Source organism: Methylobacterium sp. Ger2507, assembly GCF_055231875.1.
Genome location: NZ_JBUYVC010000001.1, coordinates 587,366 through 605,783, shown reverse-complemented (window position 1 = coordinate 605,783; position 18,418 = coordinate 587,366). Strand labels below are relative to the sequence as shown.

Genomic DNA, 18,418 nt, shown 5'->3' with positions numbered 1-18,418 from the left:
TCTGCCGTCGGGACACAATATTGCTTCAGGCTGCATCCGAAGCCAGCGACGGCCGTGCTTAACCACCGCCATAGGCATCACCGCGCTGCCAGAACTCTCCGTTCCGCGCGACGGATCTTACGGCAGATACTCAGCGTCGCCCGGCCGCTCGGGCCGAAAACAGACAGGCTGGAATCCACCCATCACAATGCTCCTATATCCGTCAAGCGGGAGCCGGACCTACGGAGGCAGCCCGAAGACGCCCGCAGAGATGGGTGTAGACCTCGCGGGCAACGAACCGTTTCAAGCCGCGGATGATCTCGCGTTTTGTCAGTCCCTCGGCGAGCCGTTTGCTGAGATAGGCGAGGGTCGGCGGATGGCGGCGCAGACGTACGACGACGACACGATAGAGGGCCGCATTGGCCTGTCGATTGCCGCCGCGGTTCAGTCGATGCCGGCTCGTCTTGCCGCTGGAGGCGGGGACCGGGCAAGCCCCGCACCGTTTTGCAAAGGCCGCCTCCGAGCGGATGCGCTCAGGGTTGTCGCCGACGAGGATCAGCATCTCGGCCACCGTGCCCGTCGCGATGCCAAAGGCCGCCTTCAGGCCCGGTGCGCAGGTGTCCGTCAGGGCATCGAGGGCAGTGTCATGCTCCTTGATTTCGGCATCAAGCCTGAGCCAGCGCCGCGCGAGAGCCTTCAAGGCAACCTTGGTCGACGCGGTCGTCGAAGTCAGTGGGCCAGGGTGTAGAGCAGCCAAATGTCGAACCAGAGCCACGCGACCGGTGAGGCGATCGAGCTGCTCGCGGAGGGCTGCTGGCGGAGGGCTGCTGGCGCGTTCACGATCAAGGTCTTGAGCGTGATCATGGCCCGGGTCCGGCTCTTTACGGCCGTGTCGCGCACGACCTTGAGCTGGCGGATCATCTCCACGGCGCTGGTGCCGCTCTTGGGGCATGCCGTGGCCTAGCCTGCAGGCACGGAACGCGCCGCACCCTCGGCATCGAGCGGGTCGCTTTTGCCCTGTTGGTGGCGCAGCTACCGATTGGGACGGTTCACCTCGACGACGGTGTGCCCTTGCGCCACGAGGGCACGCGAGAGACCGGCACTGTCGGAACCCGTGCCCTCGATGCCGAAGGCGCGGACGCATCCGAAGGGACGCGCCCAGACTTCGAGTTCGCGATAGCCCTTCGGGCTCACAGGAATGCTCGTTGTGCCGAGCCGTGCACCCAGCCCGTTGAAGGCGACAGCCGCGTGGATGTGCTTGTGGGTGTCGACACCGACAATGACGTCGGCAGGAGCGATGGTTTCCATGGGTCGGCTCTCCGCGAGATGAGAGCCTGGCCGGCAGGTGAGCGGACAGGACTGTGACGGGAGAGGGTCCCCCACGCTCCTATGAGGTCACGTCTCCTCCCACCGTCAGGCGCCGCCCGGCGAACCGACACGTCAATGCGAGGACACGAAGGTCAATCGTAAGCAAGGGTCAGGTCCTCCGGGCGACGCTCACAGTCCTCCGGGCGACGCTCACACTCTCACAGTCGTAGCTGTCGCCGACCGACCACATCGAGGGTTGCACGCCCGCCTCCTGGCAGAGGCTGCCAAAGGCCGGCCAAGTATATTGCGATCCCCGGTCGGAATGATGGATCACGTCACGAGGCCTGCGCTGGGTGATGGCCATCTCCAGTCATGGAGCTTGCAGGAGAGGGCTGTTGGCGGGTCCGCGGAAGCGGACCGACAGATCGGCCTGGAGCCGGGGCGGGGGAGCCGGCCCAAGGAAACAGGCACCGGTGGGTCGGCCGGTACAGACGAAGGTGGCCGCGAAGCGCGGATCCGAGGCGACGAGTTGCCCGGCCGGTGTGATGTCGAGACGGAGGGGTAGGGTGGAAACGAACGCCCAGCCGTGGCGGCGCTCGACCCGTTCTGCGGTGCTGGCCAAGCCGGTGGCGTCAGGGGCGATCGTCGTGGGCGGGGCAGCAGGCGGGACGGTGACCACACGTGGGAAGACGGTAAGGTCGGCCCCCTGATAGGTCACGGCGTAGTTGGCCGAGGCGGCCAGCGAACCCTGGCCGATGGCGTAGGTGCCCACGTCCGAGGTCGCGACCGCTGCGGTGGTGAGGGCACCGGAGAGGGTGTCACCGTTGACGAGGCCACTGCCGCCGATCCGATAGGTCAGGGCCGGATTGGCGTCGCCGTACGCACGGCTCTGCGCATCCGCCGTCAGGGTCAGGGCGCGCTGGCCTACCGTGAGGTTCGCCCCCTGATACGTCACGGCGTAGTTGGCCGAGGCAGCCAGCGAACCCTGGCCGATGGCGTAGGTGCCGGCGTCCGAGGTGGCGACCGCTGCGGTGGTGAGGGCACCGGAGAGGGTGTCACCGTTGACGAGGCCGCTGCCGCCGATCCGATAGGTCAGGGCCGGATTGGCGTCGCCGTAGACGCGGCCCTGCGCATCCGCCGTCAGGGTCAGGGCGCGCTGGCCTACCGTGAGGTTCGCCCCCTGATAGGTCACGGCGTAATTGGCCGAGGCGGCCAGCGAACCCTGGCCGATGGCGTAGGCGCCGGCGTCCGAGGTCGCGACCGCTGCGGTGGCGAGGGCACCGGAGAGGGTGTCACCGTTGACGAGGCCGCTGCCGCCGATCCGATAGGTCAGGGCCGGATTGGCGTCGCCGTACGCACGGCTCTGCGCATCCGCCGTCAGGGTCAGGGCGCGCTGGCCTACCGTGAGGTTCGCCCCCTGATAGGTCACGGCGTAATTGGCCGAGGCGGCCAGCGAACCCTGGTCGATGGCGTAGGCGCCGACGTCGGAGGTGGCGACCGCTGCGGTGGCGAGGGCACCGGAGAGGGTGTCACCGTTGACGAGGCCGCTGCCGCCGATCCGATAGGTCAGGGCCGGATTGGCGTCGCCGTACGCACGGCTCTGCGCATCCGCCGTCAGGGTCAGGGCGCGCTGGCCTACCGTGAGGTTCGCCCCCTGATACGTCACGGCGTAGTTGGCCGAGGCGGCCAGCGAACCCTGGCCGATGGCGTAGGTGCCGGCGTCCGAGGTGGCGACCGCTGCGGTGGTGAGGGCACCGGAGAGGGTGTCACCGTTGACGAGGCCGCTGCCGCCGATCCGATAGGTCAGGGCCGGATTGGCGTCGCCGTAGACGCGGCTCTGCGCATCCGCCGTCAAGGTCAGGGCGCGCTGGCCTACCGTGAGGTTCGCCCCCTGATAGGTCACGGCGTAGTTGGCCGAGGCGGCCAGCGAACCCTGGCCGATGGCGTAGGCGCCGACGTCCGAGGTGGCGACCGCTGCGGTGGCGAGGGCACCGGAGAGGGTGTCACCGTTGACGAGGCCACTGCCGCCGATCCGATAGGTCAGGGCCGGATTGGCGTCGCCGTACGCACGGCTCTGCGCATCCGCCGTCAGGGTCAGGGCGCGCTGGCCTACCGTGAGGTTCGCCCCCTGATAGGTCACGGCGTAATTGGCCGAGGCGGCCAGCGAACCCTGGTCGATGGCGTAGGCGCCGACGTCCGAGGTGGCGACCGCTGCGGTGGCGAGGGCACCGGAGAGGGTGTCACCGTTGACGAGGCCGCTGCCGCCGATCCGATAGGTCAGGGCCGGATTGGCGTCGCCGTACGCACGGCTCTGCGCATCCGCCGTCAGGGTCAGGGCGCGCTGGCCTATCGTGAGGTTCGCCCCCTGATAGGTCAGCACATAGTTCGGGTTGGCGGCGGCCATCAGCGTTCCGACGGTGATCGCGTAGGCGCCGACGTTGCTCGTCGCATCCGCCACGGTGGTCAGCCCGCCCGCCAGCGTGGTGCCGGCGCCCAGCGACGTGCTCGTGTAGGTCAGGACCGGGTTGGCGTCGCCGTACGCGCGGCCCTGCGCGTCGGCCGTGACCGTGACCGCGCGCTGGCCCACCGTGAGGTTCGCACCCTGGTAGGTCACGGCGTAATTCGGGTTGGCGGCCGCCGTGAGGCTCCCCTGGGTGATAGCATAGGTGCCGACATTGCTGGTGGGCGTCGCCGCGCTGGCCAGGGCGCCGGTCAGCGTGTCGCCATTGACGAGGCCGCCGCCGCCGACCCGGTAGGTCAGGGGCGGATTGGCGTCGCCGTAGACGCGACCCTGCGCATCGGCCATGACGGTGAGCGCGCGTGGAACGATGGTCAACGTGCCGGGCACGTAGACGATGCGGTAGCGCCCGCCGGTCGCGCTCGTGACCACGCTGTTCGTGGCGTTGACGGCATGGGCGCCGGCGTTCGACGCCACCGTGGCGGTCGTGGTGACTTGGCCAAGCGTCGTGACGAAATCGCCGGCTCTCACGCCCGCATAGCTTGCGGCCAGACCCGGGTTGGCGTCGCCGTAGACGCGACTGGTACTGGCGGGGGAGACCGCCACGACCTTCGAAAGGCTGTAGAGCTCCGGATGGAAGGCGCTGCCCTGGCCGCCCTGCCCGGCCTGGTTCGGGGGCGCCCAAACGTCGGTAAAGTCGAAGCCGGCATAGGTGGTCCGGAATGCGGTCAGGTCCTGCATCTGCGCCGTGCTCCAACCGGTGGCGCCGCTGCTCGATCCCGTGCCGACGCCGTTGGCCTGCCCGGTGGTCGCTGTGTCCCAGTAGGTGCTCGCCAGCGTGCCACGTGCATTGAAGCCAACCAGCCCGCCCACATTGGTGCTGCCCGAGACGGTGCCGGTGGCGTAGGCTTGGCTGATGGTGCCGCTGGCGTTGTAGCCGACCAGCCCGCCCACGGCGTTGCTGCCCGAGGCGGCGCCGGTGGCGTAGGCTTGGGTGACGCTGCCGCCGTTGTAGCCGACCAGCCCTCCCACCTCGATGATTCCGGAGACGGCGCCTGTGGCGTAGGCTCGGGTGACGCTGCCGAAGTTGTCACCAATCAGCCCTCCCACGACGGTGCTGCCGGAGACGGCGCCGGTGGCGTAGGCTTGGGTGACGCTGCCGCCGTTGTAGCCGACCAGCCCGCCCACGGTGCTGCTGCCCGAGACGCTGCCCCCGATTAGCCCGAGGTCGGTCACGGTGCCGCCACTGCCGAGACTGCTGATCAGCCCGACGTAACGCTGGTTCGGGCGGTTGATGGTCAGCCCGGTGACGGTGTAGGCCGCCCCGTCCAGGCTGCCGGTGAACGGGGTGTCGTTGTTCCCCACCGGAACGAAACCGCCGGCGCCGAAGACGTCGGCGGTGTTGGCGTTCTGATTGGTCGCGGAGGCGTCGATGGGGCCGGCGAGGCGGTAGCGGCCCGCCAAGTCGGCCCCCATCAAGGCGAGCTGGTGCAGGTTGGACACCGCGACCACCCCGCCCACGGCCGGCGCGGCCTCCGAGCGCAGGATCGGACGCATGTCGCCGGCCTGATACCAGACGTTCGCGAGATCGAAGCCGGCGTAGCTCGAACCGGTGCGTGCCTGCGCCGAGGTCAGGCCGGTCCCGCCGGTGCGTGACCCACTGCCGAACCTGTTGGCCTGTCCGGTGGTTTCAGTGTCCCAGTAGGTGCTTGTCAGATCGTTGGTATTGAAGCCGACCAGCCCGCCCACGCTGGTGCTCCCGGTGACGGCGCCGGTGGCATAGGCTTGGTCGATGGTGCCGGAGTTGGCTCCGCTCAGCCCGCCGACTTGTCTGCTTCCGGAAACGGCGCCGGTGGCATAGGCTTGAGTGAGACTGCCGTTGTTGTCGCCGACTAGCCCTCCCACTCGGTCACCACCGGAGACGCTGCCGGTGGCGTAGGCTTGAGTGATGCTGGTAAAGTTGAAACCGACCAACCCGCCCACTTGGGTGCTACCGGAGACGGCTCCGGTGGCATAAGCTTGACTGGCGCTGCCGGAGTTGTTGCCGACCAGTCCGCCCACTTGGTCGCTACCGGAGACGGCGCCGGTGGCGTAGGCTTGGCTGAGGCTGCTGAAGCTGAAATTAAAGCCGACCAGCCCGCCCACGGTCTTGCTGCCGGAGACGGTGCCGGTGGCGTAGACTTGGCTGAGGGTGCCGGTATTGAGCCCGACCAGGCCGCCCACGTTGTTGCGGCCCGTGATGCTGCCCCCCACCAGTCCGAGGCCGGTCATCGTGCCGCCACTGCTGAGAACGCCGATCAGCCCGACGTAATCCTGGTTCGGCCGGTTGATGGTCAGCCCGGTGACCGTGTAGCCCGCCCCGTCCAGGCTGCCGGCGAACTGGGTCGTGCCGTTGCCCACCGGCACGAAACCGCCGGTGCCGAACACGTCGGCGGTGTTGGCGGTCTGGTTGGTCGCGGAGGCGTCGATGGGGCCGGTGAGGCGGTAGCGGCCCGCAAGATCGGCGCCCATCAGGGCGAGTTGGTGCAGGTTGGACACCGCCACCACCCCACCCACGGCCGGCGCGGCCTCCGAGCGCAGGATCGGACGCATGTCGCCGGCCTGATACCAGACGGTCGATAGATCGAAGCCGGCGTAGCTCGAACCGGTGCGTGCCTGCGCCGAGGTCAGACCGGTGGTGCCAACGCTTGATCCACTGCCAAAGCCGTTGGCCTGCCCGGTGGTCTCGGTGTCCCAGTAGGTGCTCGCCAGCGTGCGGCCACTGGTATTGTAACCGATCAGCCCGCCCACGATGCGCGCGCCGGAAACGGCGCCGGTAGCATAGGCTTCGGTGACGCTGCCGAAGTTGTCGCCCACCAAGCCACCAACGTCGCTGATGCCGAGGACAGCGCCGGTGGCGTAGGCTTGGGTGACGCTGCCATTGCGGTTCAAGCCGACCAGCCCGCCCACGATCGTGCTTCCGGAGACGGCGCCGGTAGCATAGGCTTGGCTGATGCTGCCGTCGTTGATACCCACGAGCCCGCCCACGATGGTGCCGCCGGCAACGGCGCTGGTGGCATAGGCTCGGGTGATGCTGCCGTCGCTGATACCGGCCAGCGCTCCCACGTTATTGCTGCCTGCAATTCTGCCCCCGACCAGCCCGAGGTTGGTCACCGTGCCGCCGCTGCCGAGATAGCCGATCAGCCCGACTAAATTCTGGTTCCGGCGATTGATGGTCAACCCGGTGATGGTGTGGCTTGCCCCGTCCAGGCTGCCGGAGAACACGGCTGTGATATTGCCGTTTTTGCCCACAGGCACGAACCCCGCGCCGGCGTTCCAGGCGGCGGTGCCGGCCGCGTCGACGTCGCCGGCCAGCCGGTAACGCGCCGCCAGCAGTGCCGTCGACGTGCCCATGCCCTGCAGGCCGTAGATGTCGGCGAGGCGGTACGGGTCGGCGATGGTGCCGACGCCGCCGGCCGCGCGCAGGAACGACCCGCCCGCGACCTGGAAGTCGCCCGCGGCGAAGCCCGGCAAGGTGGCGGCGTTCTGGACCCAGGCGCCCGAGGCCAGGGTGAAGCGTGCCACCGCGATGGCGCCCGTGGCCGTCGAAGGGCTCCCCGTCCCGGCTGCGAGGGTCAGCCCGCCGGCCGCCGCCGTGACGTCGCTGCCGAGCGTCACCACGCCCGCCGCCTGCAGGGTCAACGTGGCGCCGGAGCTCCAGGCGAGCGGGGTGGCCGCCGCGAGGGTGATGTTGCCGGCCTGTGCGCCGGCCGAACCCGTGACCCCGGTCGAGACCGTGACGTTGGCGGTGGCCAGCGCGGTGAGCAGCGTGCCCGCGTTGATCACCGAGCTGGTTCCGGTCGCAGCGAAGCCGGACTGGTTGGCGTCGGGACCGGACGAAATGGTGATGTCGTAGGGATCGAGCAGCAGCGTGCCGAACGCGCCCTTCCGGGCGGTGAGGTCCGTGTGGCCGCGATAGGCGAGCACGCCTTTGCTGGAGACCTCTGCTTCGCCGCCGTCCCCGCTCTGCGCGCCGCCACGTGCCGTGATCGTGCCTGCAAAGCGCGTGGCCGCGTCCGACCATACCACCACGTCGCCGCCGCGGCCCGCCTGCCCGGCATCCGCCTTTATCGTCGTCGCCGCGTCCACGTCGACGGTCTGCGCGTGCGCGAGCCGCCCCTGGCCCTGGCGGCCGCCGCCGAGCCGGACCGTGCCACCGCCCGTCGCGCCGGAGGCCTCGATCCGCGCCGCTTGCGTGGTGATCGCCGGTGCGGTGAGGATCACCCGTCCGCCCGGTCCGGAATGGCCGTCGGCCCGCACCCGGCCCGACAAGGTCGCATCGCCGGAAGCCTTCAGTCGCACCCGCCCGCCGCTGGTACCCGACACGTCCACGGTCCCGGCCACGGAGAGGCGCCGGCCTTGGATCCGCACGCGCCCGCCACCGGCATCGCCGAGGCCGGAGGCGTCGAGCCGGGCGCCGGAGGTCACCGCCACCGTGCCGTCCCCGCCCGACAGGGTGATGCGGCCGTTACGGCCCGCCACCGAGCGCGCCTCGACTACGCCCGACAGGTTCACCGCCTGGCGGGCCATGTCGCGGGCGGCCGCCGCCGTCAGGGTCACGCTGCCTCCATCGGCCGCGATCGTGCCCGAATGCTCCACCAACGCGCCGCGGCCCTTGGCCTGCGTCGGCACCGCGACCTGCAGGAAACCGTCGCCGGACAGATCCAGCGTCGCCCGCTCGCCCGCGCCGAGCCCGACCCGGCCCATCGGCACGCGGATGGTGCCGGTGTTCGCGACCTCGCCACCGATCAGAGCCGCGTAGCCGCCTTGCCCGATCGTGATCCTCCCGTGGTTCGCCACCGATGCCGAGGCGCCCGAGCCGCGGAACTGGCGCCGGCCGGCCCGGAAGTCCTCGTCCGAGGTGTTCAGCGTCGAGGCGACGAAGCCGGCCGCGTTGACCTGTCCCGAGCGGGTGATGGCGATGCCGTTGGGGTTGACGAGGTAGACCTGCCCGTTGGCGTTGAGCTGGCCGGCGATGGTCGAGGGCGTCGTGCCCGTGACCCGGTTGAGGATCGCCGCGCTGGCGCCGGGCTGGCGGATGTCAACGCGGTTGTTCGCTCCGATCGAGAAGCCCTGCCAGTTGACGATGGCATTCTGGCTCGACTGCGTGATCGCCAGGGCGCCGTTGGCCGGCGTGCCGATGGCGATTCCACCCGAGACCACCTGCCCGCCGATGGGCAGCGCGGACTGGGCCAAAGCCGGCCCGACCAGGGCCGTGGAAGTGAGGAGCGCCCAGCCGAGGCGGGCCACAGGGCGCATGGCGCCGGAGGTCACGGCTGTAAAGGTCATGGCGGCCGGCATCCTAGAACTGCAGCGCGACGGTGAAGGTGAGGCGGTCGTCGGTGGGCAGCCGGTCCGAACGCTCCGAACGGCCGTATTCGAGCGTGGCCGAGAGGTTGGTGAAGCTGGCCTCCGGCGCGGCCCCCAGGCGCAGGCCGACGCCGTAGGACCCAGCCCGCACGACGGCGTGCTCCAGGGCGGTGGGGCGCTGCTGGCGTACCGTGCCAAAGGCGCCAAAGCCGTAGGGGGCGATCACGACGAGGGCGGAGGTGGTCTCGCTGCCCGGTAGGCCCGAGCCGAGCTGGGCTGGAATCGACGGCAAGCCGAAGGGCAGGCTCACCGGTACCAGGAAGGGGACCTGGACCTCGCCGCGCACGACGTAGCCGTCGTCGCCCTGGAACAGGCCGGCATCGAAGCCCGACAGGCCCGAGAGAGTGGCGAGTCCGATCTGCTCGGAGCGGGGCAGCGCCTGGTTGAATGCGGTCTGGGCGCGGGCGCGCAGGTCGAGGGTCAGGTGCTCGGCCAGCGGCTGGGTGTAGGCCAGCGTCGCCTCCAGCTTCTGGAACTCGGGCCGGGCACCTTGGCGCGAGAGCGGCTCGCGCTCCGAACCGGCCGGAGGCGGGCGGCGGGCGCCGAGCCCGTCGATCCCGAAGGCGCCCATCAGCCGCCCGCTGACGACCCCCTCCCACGGCGTGAACCACAGGACGTCACCGCCCGTGCGGGCGATGCGGAGCCGATCGAGGGAGAGCGGCGCGGCCATCGGACTGACCACGGTGACGCGCTCCTCCTGGGCGTCGAAGGCGGCCTCGGCATTCAGGGTGAAGCTGCGCGCGCGGATCAGGGGATAGCGCAGGCGGGCCGAGGACCGCGAGAAGTTCGAGGTGAAGCCGGGGCTGCCGGTGACGGGGCGCGGGGTGGTGCGCGCGTCGGTCGCCTCCAGGTTCAGGGTCAGCCCGTCGATCCCGAGGGGCAGGATGAGTCCGGCTGCCAGCGCCCGGTTGCGCGGGTCGCTCCCGAGGAAGGCCGCACTGCCGCCGGGATAGGGAGCGCCCGAGGCGCGTAGGTACAGGGTCTCGCCGTGGCCGGTGGGGGCGTTCAGGTCGAGGCCGGTGCCCAACGTGTTGGTGCCCAGGCTCTGCGCCAGAACGTTGTCGGTGGAGACCAGTCCGGTAACGGGCTTGTAGCGCGCCTCGACCACCAGCACGGTGCCGCCCGTCCGCGCGCCGGCCGCCAGGGTCGAGTGTAGCACGGTGCCGGGCGTGTCGCCGGCCAGGAGCAAGCGCCGCTCGATCTCGGCCAGGGTGAGGCCGGGGCGGCCGACCAGGGGGGCAAGCACCGCCGCGACCCGGGCGCGGATCTCGCGCGGCAGGGCCGCGTCGTCGACGGCCTCGATGATGCCGTCGACGACGAGGAGGCGGGCGTCGCCGCCGTCCCGGATCTGTTGGGCGGGCAGGACAACGCGGACCAGTCCGAAGCCGTCCGTGGCGTAGGCCCGTTCGAGTTCGCGCGCGGCAGCGAACAGCTCCGCGACAGTTACGCTGCGGCCCGATAAGCGCGCGACGAGCGCGGAAGCAAGGCTCCCGGCGGCCGTGCTCCGGTCCGGTGGCAGGTCCTCCACGCGCAGGCGGCCGAGGCGCAGCGAGAGCCGCTCGGCCCCCTCGGGTGCCGTCGAGCCAGCCCCTTCGAGAATGGCGAAGCCGCCGTCGTTGCGCTGCACCGGCGGGCTGAACGAGGGCGGGGTGATCTGCGAGGCCGTCTGAGCCAGGGCAGCGGCCGGGAGCAGCGTTCCCGCGGCGAGGCCGAGGGTCAGGCCGGCGATCCGTTTCCACCGCTGAGTGTGCGAACGGATCCGCGTCATGTCGATCGTCTCAAGATCACGTTCATCTATTTCTGGAAACACCTGATTTTCTGCAATCAAAAGATGCCGAAACGATAGTTGATGCCAGCTTTTATCTGATTTATTTTGAGTCCGGACTTGAAAGTCATTACCGATTGGCCTGAAGTAATTGCAATGTTCTTGTCAAAATCCGCATACATATACTCGCCCTTGAGCGAGACGTTCGGTGAAATTGCGAATTCGAGGCCTGCGCCGACCGTGTAGCCGTCGAATGCGCTGGCCCGCGCGAAGGTGCCCGCAAGGGCAACGGCGGGGATCACGGCACTGGATTCAGCGCCGATCCGCGTGAACGCCCACCCTCCCGTGGCATAGGCGAGCAACGGCCCCCACGCGTAGCCGAAACGCCCACGCAAACTGGCGAAGTACGTGTCGGTCTGTACTCCGAGGCTGGCTGCCCCGAGAAAGGGGATGCTGATCTGCGCCTGATTGTGGATGTCGGCGTAACCAGCGTCGCCTTCAACGCCGACAACCCAGTCGGATCCCGGCTTGGGCTGATAATTGTAGCCGACAGTACCGCCAGCCACGTAGCCGGCAGCCGAGAGCCGGCCCGCACCCAATGGCAGCGGCGGGAGCGTGGATGCCTGGAAGTCGCCGCCGACGACACCGCCGGCGTTCACGCCGATGTACGGCCCGGTCCATGTGAAGGTTGGGGTCTCCTGCGACAGCGGCATCGCCGTGCGCCCCGGCACATCCGCAGCCCACGCTTCAGACATCAGTCCCAGGATGGTTGCGGACCCGAGCAGAACGCGCCTCATGTCTCTCTCCGCAGGTGTCTGTGTTCTGGACGCTCTACAGTCCGAGCAAGACTTGTTCGGCACCGCCGTGAGATTTATGGCTTAGCTTGAACGAGGCGTTCGAACTTGATCGAACTTGCGGTTCGGCTTCGCGCAGAGGCACGATGGCAAAACATCCGGCAGATCAGATCACGTGGGAGCAGGATCTCCTCGTTCGGGATCCAAGGATCGCACCTCGCACGCCGGGCACACCGAAGCGGCCGCCGCCGCTCATGCTCGACGAGCCCCGGATTGCACGGGCGATCCGCCTTATCGAGCGCACGCCGGCCGAGAAGATCGGCCTGTCCGACATCGCGCGTCATGTCGGGCTCAGCCTGTTCCACTTCCAGCGCTTGTTCCAGCACGTGATGGGTGAGACGCCCTCTGCCTACATGCGCCGGACGCGCCTCGACCGCGGCGCCATGAACCTACAGATGAGCGGTGAGCCGATTACCCGCATCGCGCTGAACGCCGGCTATGCCAGCCACGAAGCTTTCGTGCGGGCCTTTCACCGCCAGTTCGGCGTCGTGCCCTCGCAGTACCGGATGTTCGCACAGCGCGCGCTGCCCGCGCGCTCCGTTGCCCGCTCGACCGGCAGTGAACCGGCGCTCGTCGGAGAGCGGCAACCCTGTACGCTTCTTGCCATGCGCTTTCACGGGCCTTACGCGCGCTTCGAATCGCACTGGACCACCTTCTGCCATTACATCGCGTCGATCGGCATCGACCCGGATCGCGCCGAGGCTGTGGGCATCACGTACGACACGCCACTGATCACGCCGGACCACTTGTTCCGGCACGATTGCGCGATCGTCGATCGCGGGCTTGAGGTGAAGGATCCGCTTCTCCAGCCCCTCGAATTCCGGTCCGGCCGCTACGTCAGCATGCGGCATCGGAAGCCGTTTGATTCCATCTTGGAAACCTATGCGAGCGTGAGCCTGGATTGGCTTCCCCGATCGGGTGAGATGTTTCTGCCGGATGGTGGCGGTGGCTATAAAGTCTATCTCCAGCCCCCCTGGAACAACGTTGGCCGCGCGCACGATCTCTGCGTGGTTCTGCCGCTGGAGTCTGTCTGCGGATAATAGAATCGGCTGGTCTGGCGTTCGGCGCTGTTTTCTAATTCCGTATGACTGTTGGCAGGAGGCTCTCAGCGATGCCGAAGCCGCTCTCTTTGGATCTGCGCAGCCGAATTGCCGCGGCAGCGGTGGGGAAGGAAACAGTTCGCTCTGTCGCGCGACGATCCGATGTGCTGGCGACGAGTGCGTTGCAGCCTGGGCAGAAGCTCCGTGCGGGTTCTGATCTGACGCCTGCCAAGCGGGGTGGGGGGCGCCCGTCTGCGATCACGGCGAGCGTTTCGAATCGGCTGCGCCAAAGGTTGGCGGAGAAGCCGGACCTGACCATGCGGGCGCTGGCGGGCGAGTTGCGCGAGCGGGGAACGTCCACCACGCATGACACAGTCTTGGCAACCCATTTGCGGAGCGCCTTCACGTCAACTTTTGGCTGTTGTCGCAGCGGATGCTGGGTCGTGTCCCTTGGCGTGGTGTAGCTCGGTGAGGGCCACTACGATGACCAGCTTGGGCGGGGAGGATCAAGCGGCCAGGGTCGGCAGGCTGACGAGGGGATCATCGCCGATCGGGGCGATGCTTTCCAGGGTGATGGAGCGGGAGCGCTGGACGGCCCATTCGTCGTTTTGTTCGAGCAGGATCGCGCCAACGAGACGTGTGATGGCCGCCTCGTCGGGGAAGATGCCCACGACCTCGGTTCGGCGCTTGATCTCGCCGTTCCGTCGTTCGAGGGGGTTCGTGCTGTGGAGCCTGGCCCGATGAGCGGCCGGGAAGCCCATGTCGGCCAGCACGTCGGGCTCGGCCGTGTCCATCAGGGTCGCGAGCTTGGGCACCTTGGGGCGGAGCTGATCGGTGACCCGCCGCCATTGCAGACGGGCCGCCTCGGCGTCGTGCCGCGAGCGAACGCGGTGGCGATGAAGGCCGAGACGACGCGGCGACCCGAGCGGCCGGAATGGGCGAGGACATTCCTGATGAAGTGGACGCGGCAGCGTTGACAGGTTGCGTTCATCACCTTGGCGACCGAGGCCTTGATGCCCTCGTGGGCGTCCGAGATCACCAGTTTCACACCACGCAGACCCTGGCGCGCCAGCTTCCGGAGGATTGCTGCGGGTCGGCGCAGGCGATGCACGTCATCAGCGCGTGTCGATGCAGCCCGGTCCAGGACCGCCCCTCGAAGTAATCGAGCCCGAGTTCTTCCTTGAGCTGCTGGTGAACCTGCTTGCAGACCCAACGCGCCTTGATCGTACCGGCCAGCGCGCGTCGTGACGTGCCGGGCGGTAGGTTGGACAGGTAGTCCTTGCGCGCGCCCGACGAGCGCCCCTCGCCCACGAGCCAGACCTCGGTGCCCGGCAGGTGCCGGTTGTCCCCCGACCGGACCGTCGCCGACCCGCACCCGGAGGGCGGCGAACCGGGCCGGGAGCTTGCGCTTCGTGCCCTGGCGCCACGTCACACGCCGCCAGGGCAGATCGGACAGCATGGCCTCGGCGTGCCGCGGCTCCTGGTCCGGCACGGGCTTGCGGACGCGCCGCGTCGGCGGCACGAGGCGCATGTCGGCCGCGTAGACCTTCCGGTTCAGGCCGAAAGGCTCTCTCTGCTGAACCCCAAGGATTGCGCGAAGCTAGCCAAAGCCCTATTTTCACAGGGCTTTAGCCAAGATTTTGGTGGTGCCGGTTGCGGGACTTGAACTCGCGACCTACCGCTTACAAGGCGGTTGCTCTACCAGCTGAGCTAAACCGGCGTGCCGCCTTGCGCTAGCAGGGCCGTCAACGGCGCGCAAGTCCGGTGCGGGGGGGGGCGGGACGGATCGTCGGTCGGGAGACGGCGAGCCCGTGGCTAGGCGACGAGATCTCCCAGCCGGCGCGTGTCGGAGAAGGTGCGGCCATCCGGGAAACGATAGCGAACCGCTTCCGTCAGGCGACCGTTCGGCCAGATTTCGATCGCCTCCGGGCGGGTGAGGGCATCGGTCTGCTCCAGGGCTTCGGCGGCGGTCATCGGCGCGTCGCGCCCGCCCCCGAGATGCCGCCACCACTGCACCGCCTTCTCGCGCAGGTAACCGGCCTGGGCGAGACCGATGACGATCTGGTGGTGCCGCCCATCGCGCAAGTGGAAGGTCACGGCGAGGTCGTCGGGGAAGCCGGGGCGCGGACGGGCCGCGAAGCTCCAGTCGGCGATGGGCTCCCAGGTGGCGGAGGTCCGGGCCGGCCCCGGGTTGGAGAGGATCGGGTGTGCATCGTCGGCGGACGCTTCGTGGCTCGGGCCGGCCTCCTCCCCGTCGGGCTCGACCCAGCAGGCCTCGCAGGTGCTGGCATTGAGGGCGATCAGGGCGCCGCAGCCGGGGCAGGCCTTGGCGCGGATCTCGCCCTCGCGGCCCCGGATCGCCGCCGCGCTGCGGGCGGTGACGATGTCGACGGGGCCGTGCATCCGCACCAGCCCGGCATAATCGAGGATGAGCGCGTCGGTCTTGCCGGGCGCGCGCCGCAGGGCCCGGCCCACCTGCTGCACGTAGAGCCCGGTGCTTTGCGTGGGCCGCAACAGCGCGATGAGATCGACCTGGGGTACGTTGAAACCAGTGGCGAGCACGCCCACCGAGGTCAGGCAGCGCACCCGGCCCTCGCGGAAGTCGCGGACGATGCGGTCGCGCATCCGCTTCGGCGTCTCGCCCGAGAGGGTTTCGCAGGAATACCCTTCGTCCCGGATCGCGTCGCGGACGGCCGTGGCGTGGGCGATGCCGGCGCAGAACGCGAGCCAGGCGCGCCGCCCGTGCCCGTAGCCCACCAGTTCCTCCACCGCCGCGCGGGTGATCCAGTCCTGGTTCACCGCCGCCTCGAGGGCACTGGGAATGTAGTCGCCGCCGCGCCGCGGCACGCCGCTCACGTCGAGGGCGGTGATGGTGGCCTTGGAGACCAGGGGAGCGAGGTAGCCCTGATGGATGAGGTCGCCGACATTGGCCTCGTAGACGATGTCCTCGAACAGCCGGCCCGCACCCGCGTCGAGACGGCCGCTGTCGAGGCGATAGGGCGTGGCGGTGAGGCCGACGACGCGCAGATGGGGGCGTGCGGTTCGCAGGGCGGCGAGGAAGCGGCCGTAGCGGGTTTCCGCGTCGCGCGGGATGAGATGGGCCTCGTCCACGATGACGAGCTCGAACGGGTCGAGGTCGTGCGGGTCGAGGTCGTGCGTCCGGTTCCAGATCGACTGGATGCCGCAGAACAGGACCTGCGCGCCGGCGTCGCGGCGTCCCAGCCCGGCGGAATAGATGCCCGCGGGGGCCTCGGGCCAGAGCGCCAGGAGTTCGCGGTGGTTCTGCGCGATCAGCTCGCGGGTGTGGGTGACGACGACGATGCGGTGGGCCGGATCGCGATCCAGCACCTCCCGCACCAGGACCGCGATGACGAGCGACTTGCCGGCTCCGGTGGGCAGGACGATGAGCCCGGCGCCGGCCCGGCGCGTCCAGGCGGCGTACAGGGCATCGAGGCTGGCACGCTGATAGGGTCGAAGGTCCATCGGCGGAGGTTCTAACGCCCGCGGGCGTCGCCGTCCGTGGCCAATCTGCCGCGTCCCGCGTCGGCGCGATGGCGGGTCCGGGAATGTCCCGCCGGCAGGCGCCCGGCCGATCGTCCCGGCGAGATGCGCCCGCCGGGATATCCGGTCGTTCCGACGACCGCGCTCAGGCTGCCGCGAGAGCCGCCGCCATCTTCTGCGCGAAGGCGACCGGATCGCGCGGCGTGTCGCCGTCCTGGACGCGGGCCAGGTCGAGCAGCGTGCCGGCCGCGTCGGCGATATCCTCCTGCGCCTCGATCCGGGCCCCGAGGGAGCGGATCAGCGGATGGCGCGGATTGATCTCGAGGACCGGCAGGCCGCCGGCGCCCCGCCCGGCGCGACGCAGCAGGCGCTGCATCTGCAGGTCGGGGCCATGACCCGAGGCGGACAGCACCACGGCGCTCTCGACGAGCCGGTCGGTGGCTCGTACGTCCGACACATCCGCCGCCAGCGTGGTCTTCAGGGCGGCGACGAGCGCCTCGACGGAGGCCGGAGCCTCCTCACCCTCGGGGGTCTCGCTGGCGAATTTCGACAGGTCGACCGACCCCTGCGTGACCGAGCGCAGGGGCTTGTCGTCGAAGCGCCCGAGTGCCTCCGGCCAGAACGCGTCGACATGGTCGGAGAGCAGCAGCACCTCGACCCCGCGCGCCCGGAAGCCTTCGAGCTGCGGCGAGCGCCGGAGGGCGTCGGCATCGTCGGCCACGAGGTAGTAGATCGCGTCCTGGCCGTCCTTCATGCGGGAGACGTAGTCGGGCAGGGAGGTCCAGCCCTCGACGGCCGATGAGTGGAAGCGCAGCAGCGGCGCGATCTCGGACCGGCGCTCGTGATCCTCGTAGATGCCTTCCTTGAGGACCGGGCCGAAATTCTCCCAGAACGGCCGGTAGCCCTCGGCGTCCTTCGCCCGGGTGGTGAGTTCGGACAGCACCCGCCCGGTGACGGCGCGACGGATCTTGGTCAGCACCGGCGTCGCCTGCAGCATCTCGCGCGAGACGTTGAGCGGCAGGTCCTCGGTGTCGACCACGCCCTGCACGAAGCGCAGCCAGGAGGGAAGCAGTTCGGCTTCGTCGGTGATGAACATGCGCCGGACATGCAGGCGCACCTTGCTGGCGCGTTCGCCCTCCACCGCCTGGAACGGCTTCATGCCGGGCACGAACAGCAGGGCGGAGAATTCCAGAGCCCCTTCGGCGCGCCAGTGCAGGGTGGCCCAGGGCTCGTCGAAGTTCATGCCGACATGGCGGTAGAACGCGGTGTACTGCTCGGGCGTCACCTCGGACTTCGCCTTGCGCCACAGAGCCGTGCCCTGGTTGGCGTTCTCCTCCTTGCCGTCCTCGCCCTGGATGGCGATCGGCACGGTGATGTGGTCGGCCCATTTGCGCACGACGTGGTCGAGCCGGTAGCTTTCCAGGTACTCGTCGGCATCGTCCTTGAGGTGCAGGACGATGTCGGTGCCGGGCTCTGCGCGGGTGGCGGGCTCCAGGGTGTAGCTGCCCTGTCCCTCGGAGGCCCAGGTCCAGGCCTCGTCCGAGCCGGCGCGGCGCGAGGTGACGGTGACCCGGTCGGCGACCATGAAGGCCGAGTAGAAGCCGACGCCGAACTGCCCGATCAGGCTCGGCTTGTCCTCGGGCTTGGCGTCTCCCAGGCTCTGGCTGAAGGCCCGGGTGCCCGAGCGCGCGATGGTGCCGAGGTTCTGGGCCAGTTCCGCCTTGGTCATGCCGATGCCGGCATCCGAGAGCGTCAGGGTCCGGGCCGCTTTGTCGGGGACGATGCGGACCTTGGCATCGGGCGGCAGGGCGGAGGCCTGGTCGGTCAGCGCCTCGAAGCGGCGCCGGTCCATGGCGTCGGCGGCATTGGCCACCAGCTCGCGCAGGAAGATCTCGCGGTCGGAATAGAGCGCGTGGACCACGAGGTCCAACAGGCGGCCGACTTCGGCACCGAATTCGTGCCGTTCCACGGTGTCGCTCAAGGGAACGCCTCCTGATGGCGAAAAGAATGAGAAGCGAGCGCGATATGCCTCCGCGCCGGGGCGAATTCAATGGCGGCCCAGGTCGAGTCCGCGATCCCGGCGGACGGATGTCTCCGGTGACGA

General features: G+C 69.3%; 9 protein-coding genes, 1 tRNA gene and 3 pseudogenes. 2 read left to right on the top strand and 11 right to left on the bottom strand.

Annotated elements, in window-relative coordinates:
• Nucleotides 1-202: 202 nt before the first annotated feature.
• Complete coding sequence (locus ACV7NL_RS02835; protein ID WP_463354858.1) at nt 203-679, bottom strand: transposase; 477 nt, start codon at nt 677-679, stop codon at nt 203-205.
• 57 nt (nt 680-736) lie between these two features.
• Here ACV7NL_RS02835 and ACV7NL_RS02830 point away from each other — a divergent pair, with 57 nt between their 5' ends.
• Nucleotides 737-943, top strand: a complete 207-nt coding sequence (locus ACV7NL_RS02830) for a hypothetical protein (protein ID WP_463354857.1) — start codon at nt 737-739, stop codon at nt 941-943.
• 68 nt (nt 944-1,011) lie between these two features.
• Here ACV7NL_RS02830 and ACV7NL_RS02825 read toward each other — a convergent pair whose 3' ends face one another.
• The 5 genes and pseudogenes from ACV7NL_RS02825 to ACV7NL_RS02805 form a co-directional block, all read right to left on the bottom strand.
• The gene (locus ACV7NL_RS02825) at nt 1,012-1,287 is read right to left on the bottom strand and encodes an IS110 family transposase (RefSeq protein WP_463354856.1); all 276 of its coding nucleotides are present in this window, start codon (nt 1,285-1,287) and stop codon (nt 1,012-1,014) included.
• A gap of 223 nt (nt 1,288-1,510) precedes the next feature.
• A pseudogene (locus ACV7NL_RS02820) lies at nt 1,511-1,657 on the bottom strand (IS3-like element ISMxa1 family transposase); the annotation flags it as partial.
• Nucleotides 1,658-9,073 carry an MBG domain-containing protein gene (locus ACV7NL_RS02815; RefSeq protein WP_463354855.1) on the bottom strand — a complete coding sequence of 2,472 codons (7,416 nt, stop codon included), beginning with the start codon at nt 9,071-9,073 and terminating at the stop codon, nt 1,658-1,660.
• Between the two features lie 13 nt (nt 9,074-9,086).
• A complete protein-coding gene (locus ACV7NL_RS02810) occupies nt 9,087-10,922 on the bottom strand; it encodes a ShlB/FhaC/HecB family hemolysin secretion/activation protein (protein ID WP_463354854.1) in 1,836 nt (611 codons plus the stop codon).
• Between the two features lie 56 nt (nt 10,923-10,978).
• The gene (locus tag ACV7NL_RS02805) at nt 10,979-11,716 is read right to left on the bottom strand and encodes an outer membrane protein (protein WP_463354853.1); all 738 of its coding nucleotides are present in this window, start codon (nt 11,714-11,716) and stop codon (nt 10,979-10,981) included.
• Between the two features lie 143 nt (nt 11,717-11,859).
• On the opposite strand from ACV7NL_RS02805, the gene ACV7NL_RS02800 reads away from it, so the two are divergent.
• Nucleotides 11,860-12,813, top strand: a complete 954-nt coding sequence (locus ACV7NL_RS02800) for an AraC family transcriptional regulator (RefSeq protein ID WP_463354852.1) — start codon at nt 11,860-11,862, stop codon at nt 12,811-12,813.
• A 506-nt stretch (nt 12,814-13,319) separates the two neighbouring features.
• Here ACV7NL_RS02800 and ACV7NL_RS02795 read toward each other — a convergent pair.
• The 5 genes and pseudogenes from ACV7NL_RS02795 to htpG all read right to left on the bottom strand — a co-directional run.
• Nucleotides 13,320-13,894, bottom strand: a pseudogene (locus ACV7NL_RS02795) (transposase); the annotation flags it as partial.
• A gap of 14 nt (nt 13,895-13,908) precedes the next feature.
• Nucleotides 13,909-14,368: pseudogene (locus ACV7NL_RS02790) on the bottom strand (IS701 family transposase); the annotation flags it as partial.
• A gap of 89 nt (nt 14,369-14,457) precedes the next feature.
• Nucleotides 14,458-14,533: transfer RNA gene (locus ACV7NL_RS02785), tRNA-Thr, on the bottom strand.
• 95 nt (nt 14,534-14,628) lie between these two features.
• Nucleotides 14,629-16,296, bottom strand: a complete 1,668-nt coding sequence (locus ACV7NL_RS02780; RefSeq protein ID WP_463354851.1) for a DEAD/DEAH box helicase — start codon at nt 16,294-16,296, stop codon at nt 14,629-14,631.
• Nucleotides 16,297-16,459: 163 nt separating this feature from the next.
• The gene (gene htpG, locus ACV7NL_RS02775) at nt 16,460-18,295 is read right to left on the bottom strand and encodes a molecular chaperone HtpG (protein ID WP_056181895.1); all 1,836 of its coding nucleotides are present in this window, start codon (nt 18,293-18,295) and stop codon (nt 16,460-16,462) included.
• Nucleotides 18,296-18,418: the final 123 nt, after the last annotated feature.

What these genes read in the sequence shown, in the direction of transcription:
- ACV7NL_RS02830 (WP_463354857.1), top strand. Translation starts at nt 737, where the DNA reads ATGTCGAACCAGAGCCACGCGACCGGTGAGGCGATCGAGCTGCTCGCG.
- ACV7NL_RS02825 (WP_463354856.1), bottom strand. Translation starts at nt 1,287, where the DNA reads ATGGAAACCATCGCTCCTGCCGACGTCATTGTCGGTGTCGACACCCAC.
- ACV7NL_RS02815 (WP_463354855.1), bottom strand. Translation starts at nt 9,073, where the DNA reads ATGACCTTTACAGCCGTGACCTCCGGCGCCATGCGCCCTGTGGCCCGC.
- ACV7NL_RS02810 (WP_463354854.1), bottom strand. Translation starts at nt 10,922, where the DNA reads ATGACGCGGATCCGTTCGCACACTCAGCGGTGGAAACGGATCGCCGGC.
- ACV7NL_RS02805 (WP_463354853.1), bottom strand. Translation starts at nt 11,716, where the DNA reads ATGAGGCGCGTTCTGCTCGGGTCCGCAACCATCCTGGGACTGATGTCT.
- ACV7NL_RS02800 (WP_463354852.1), top strand. Translation starts at nt 11,860, where the DNA reads ATGGCAAAACATCCGGCAGATCAGATCACGTGGGAGCAGGATCTCCTC.
- ACV7NL_RS02780 (WP_463354851.1), bottom strand. Translation starts at nt 16,296, where the DNA reads ATGGACCTTCGACCCTATCAGCGTGCCAGCCTCGATGCCCTGTACGCC.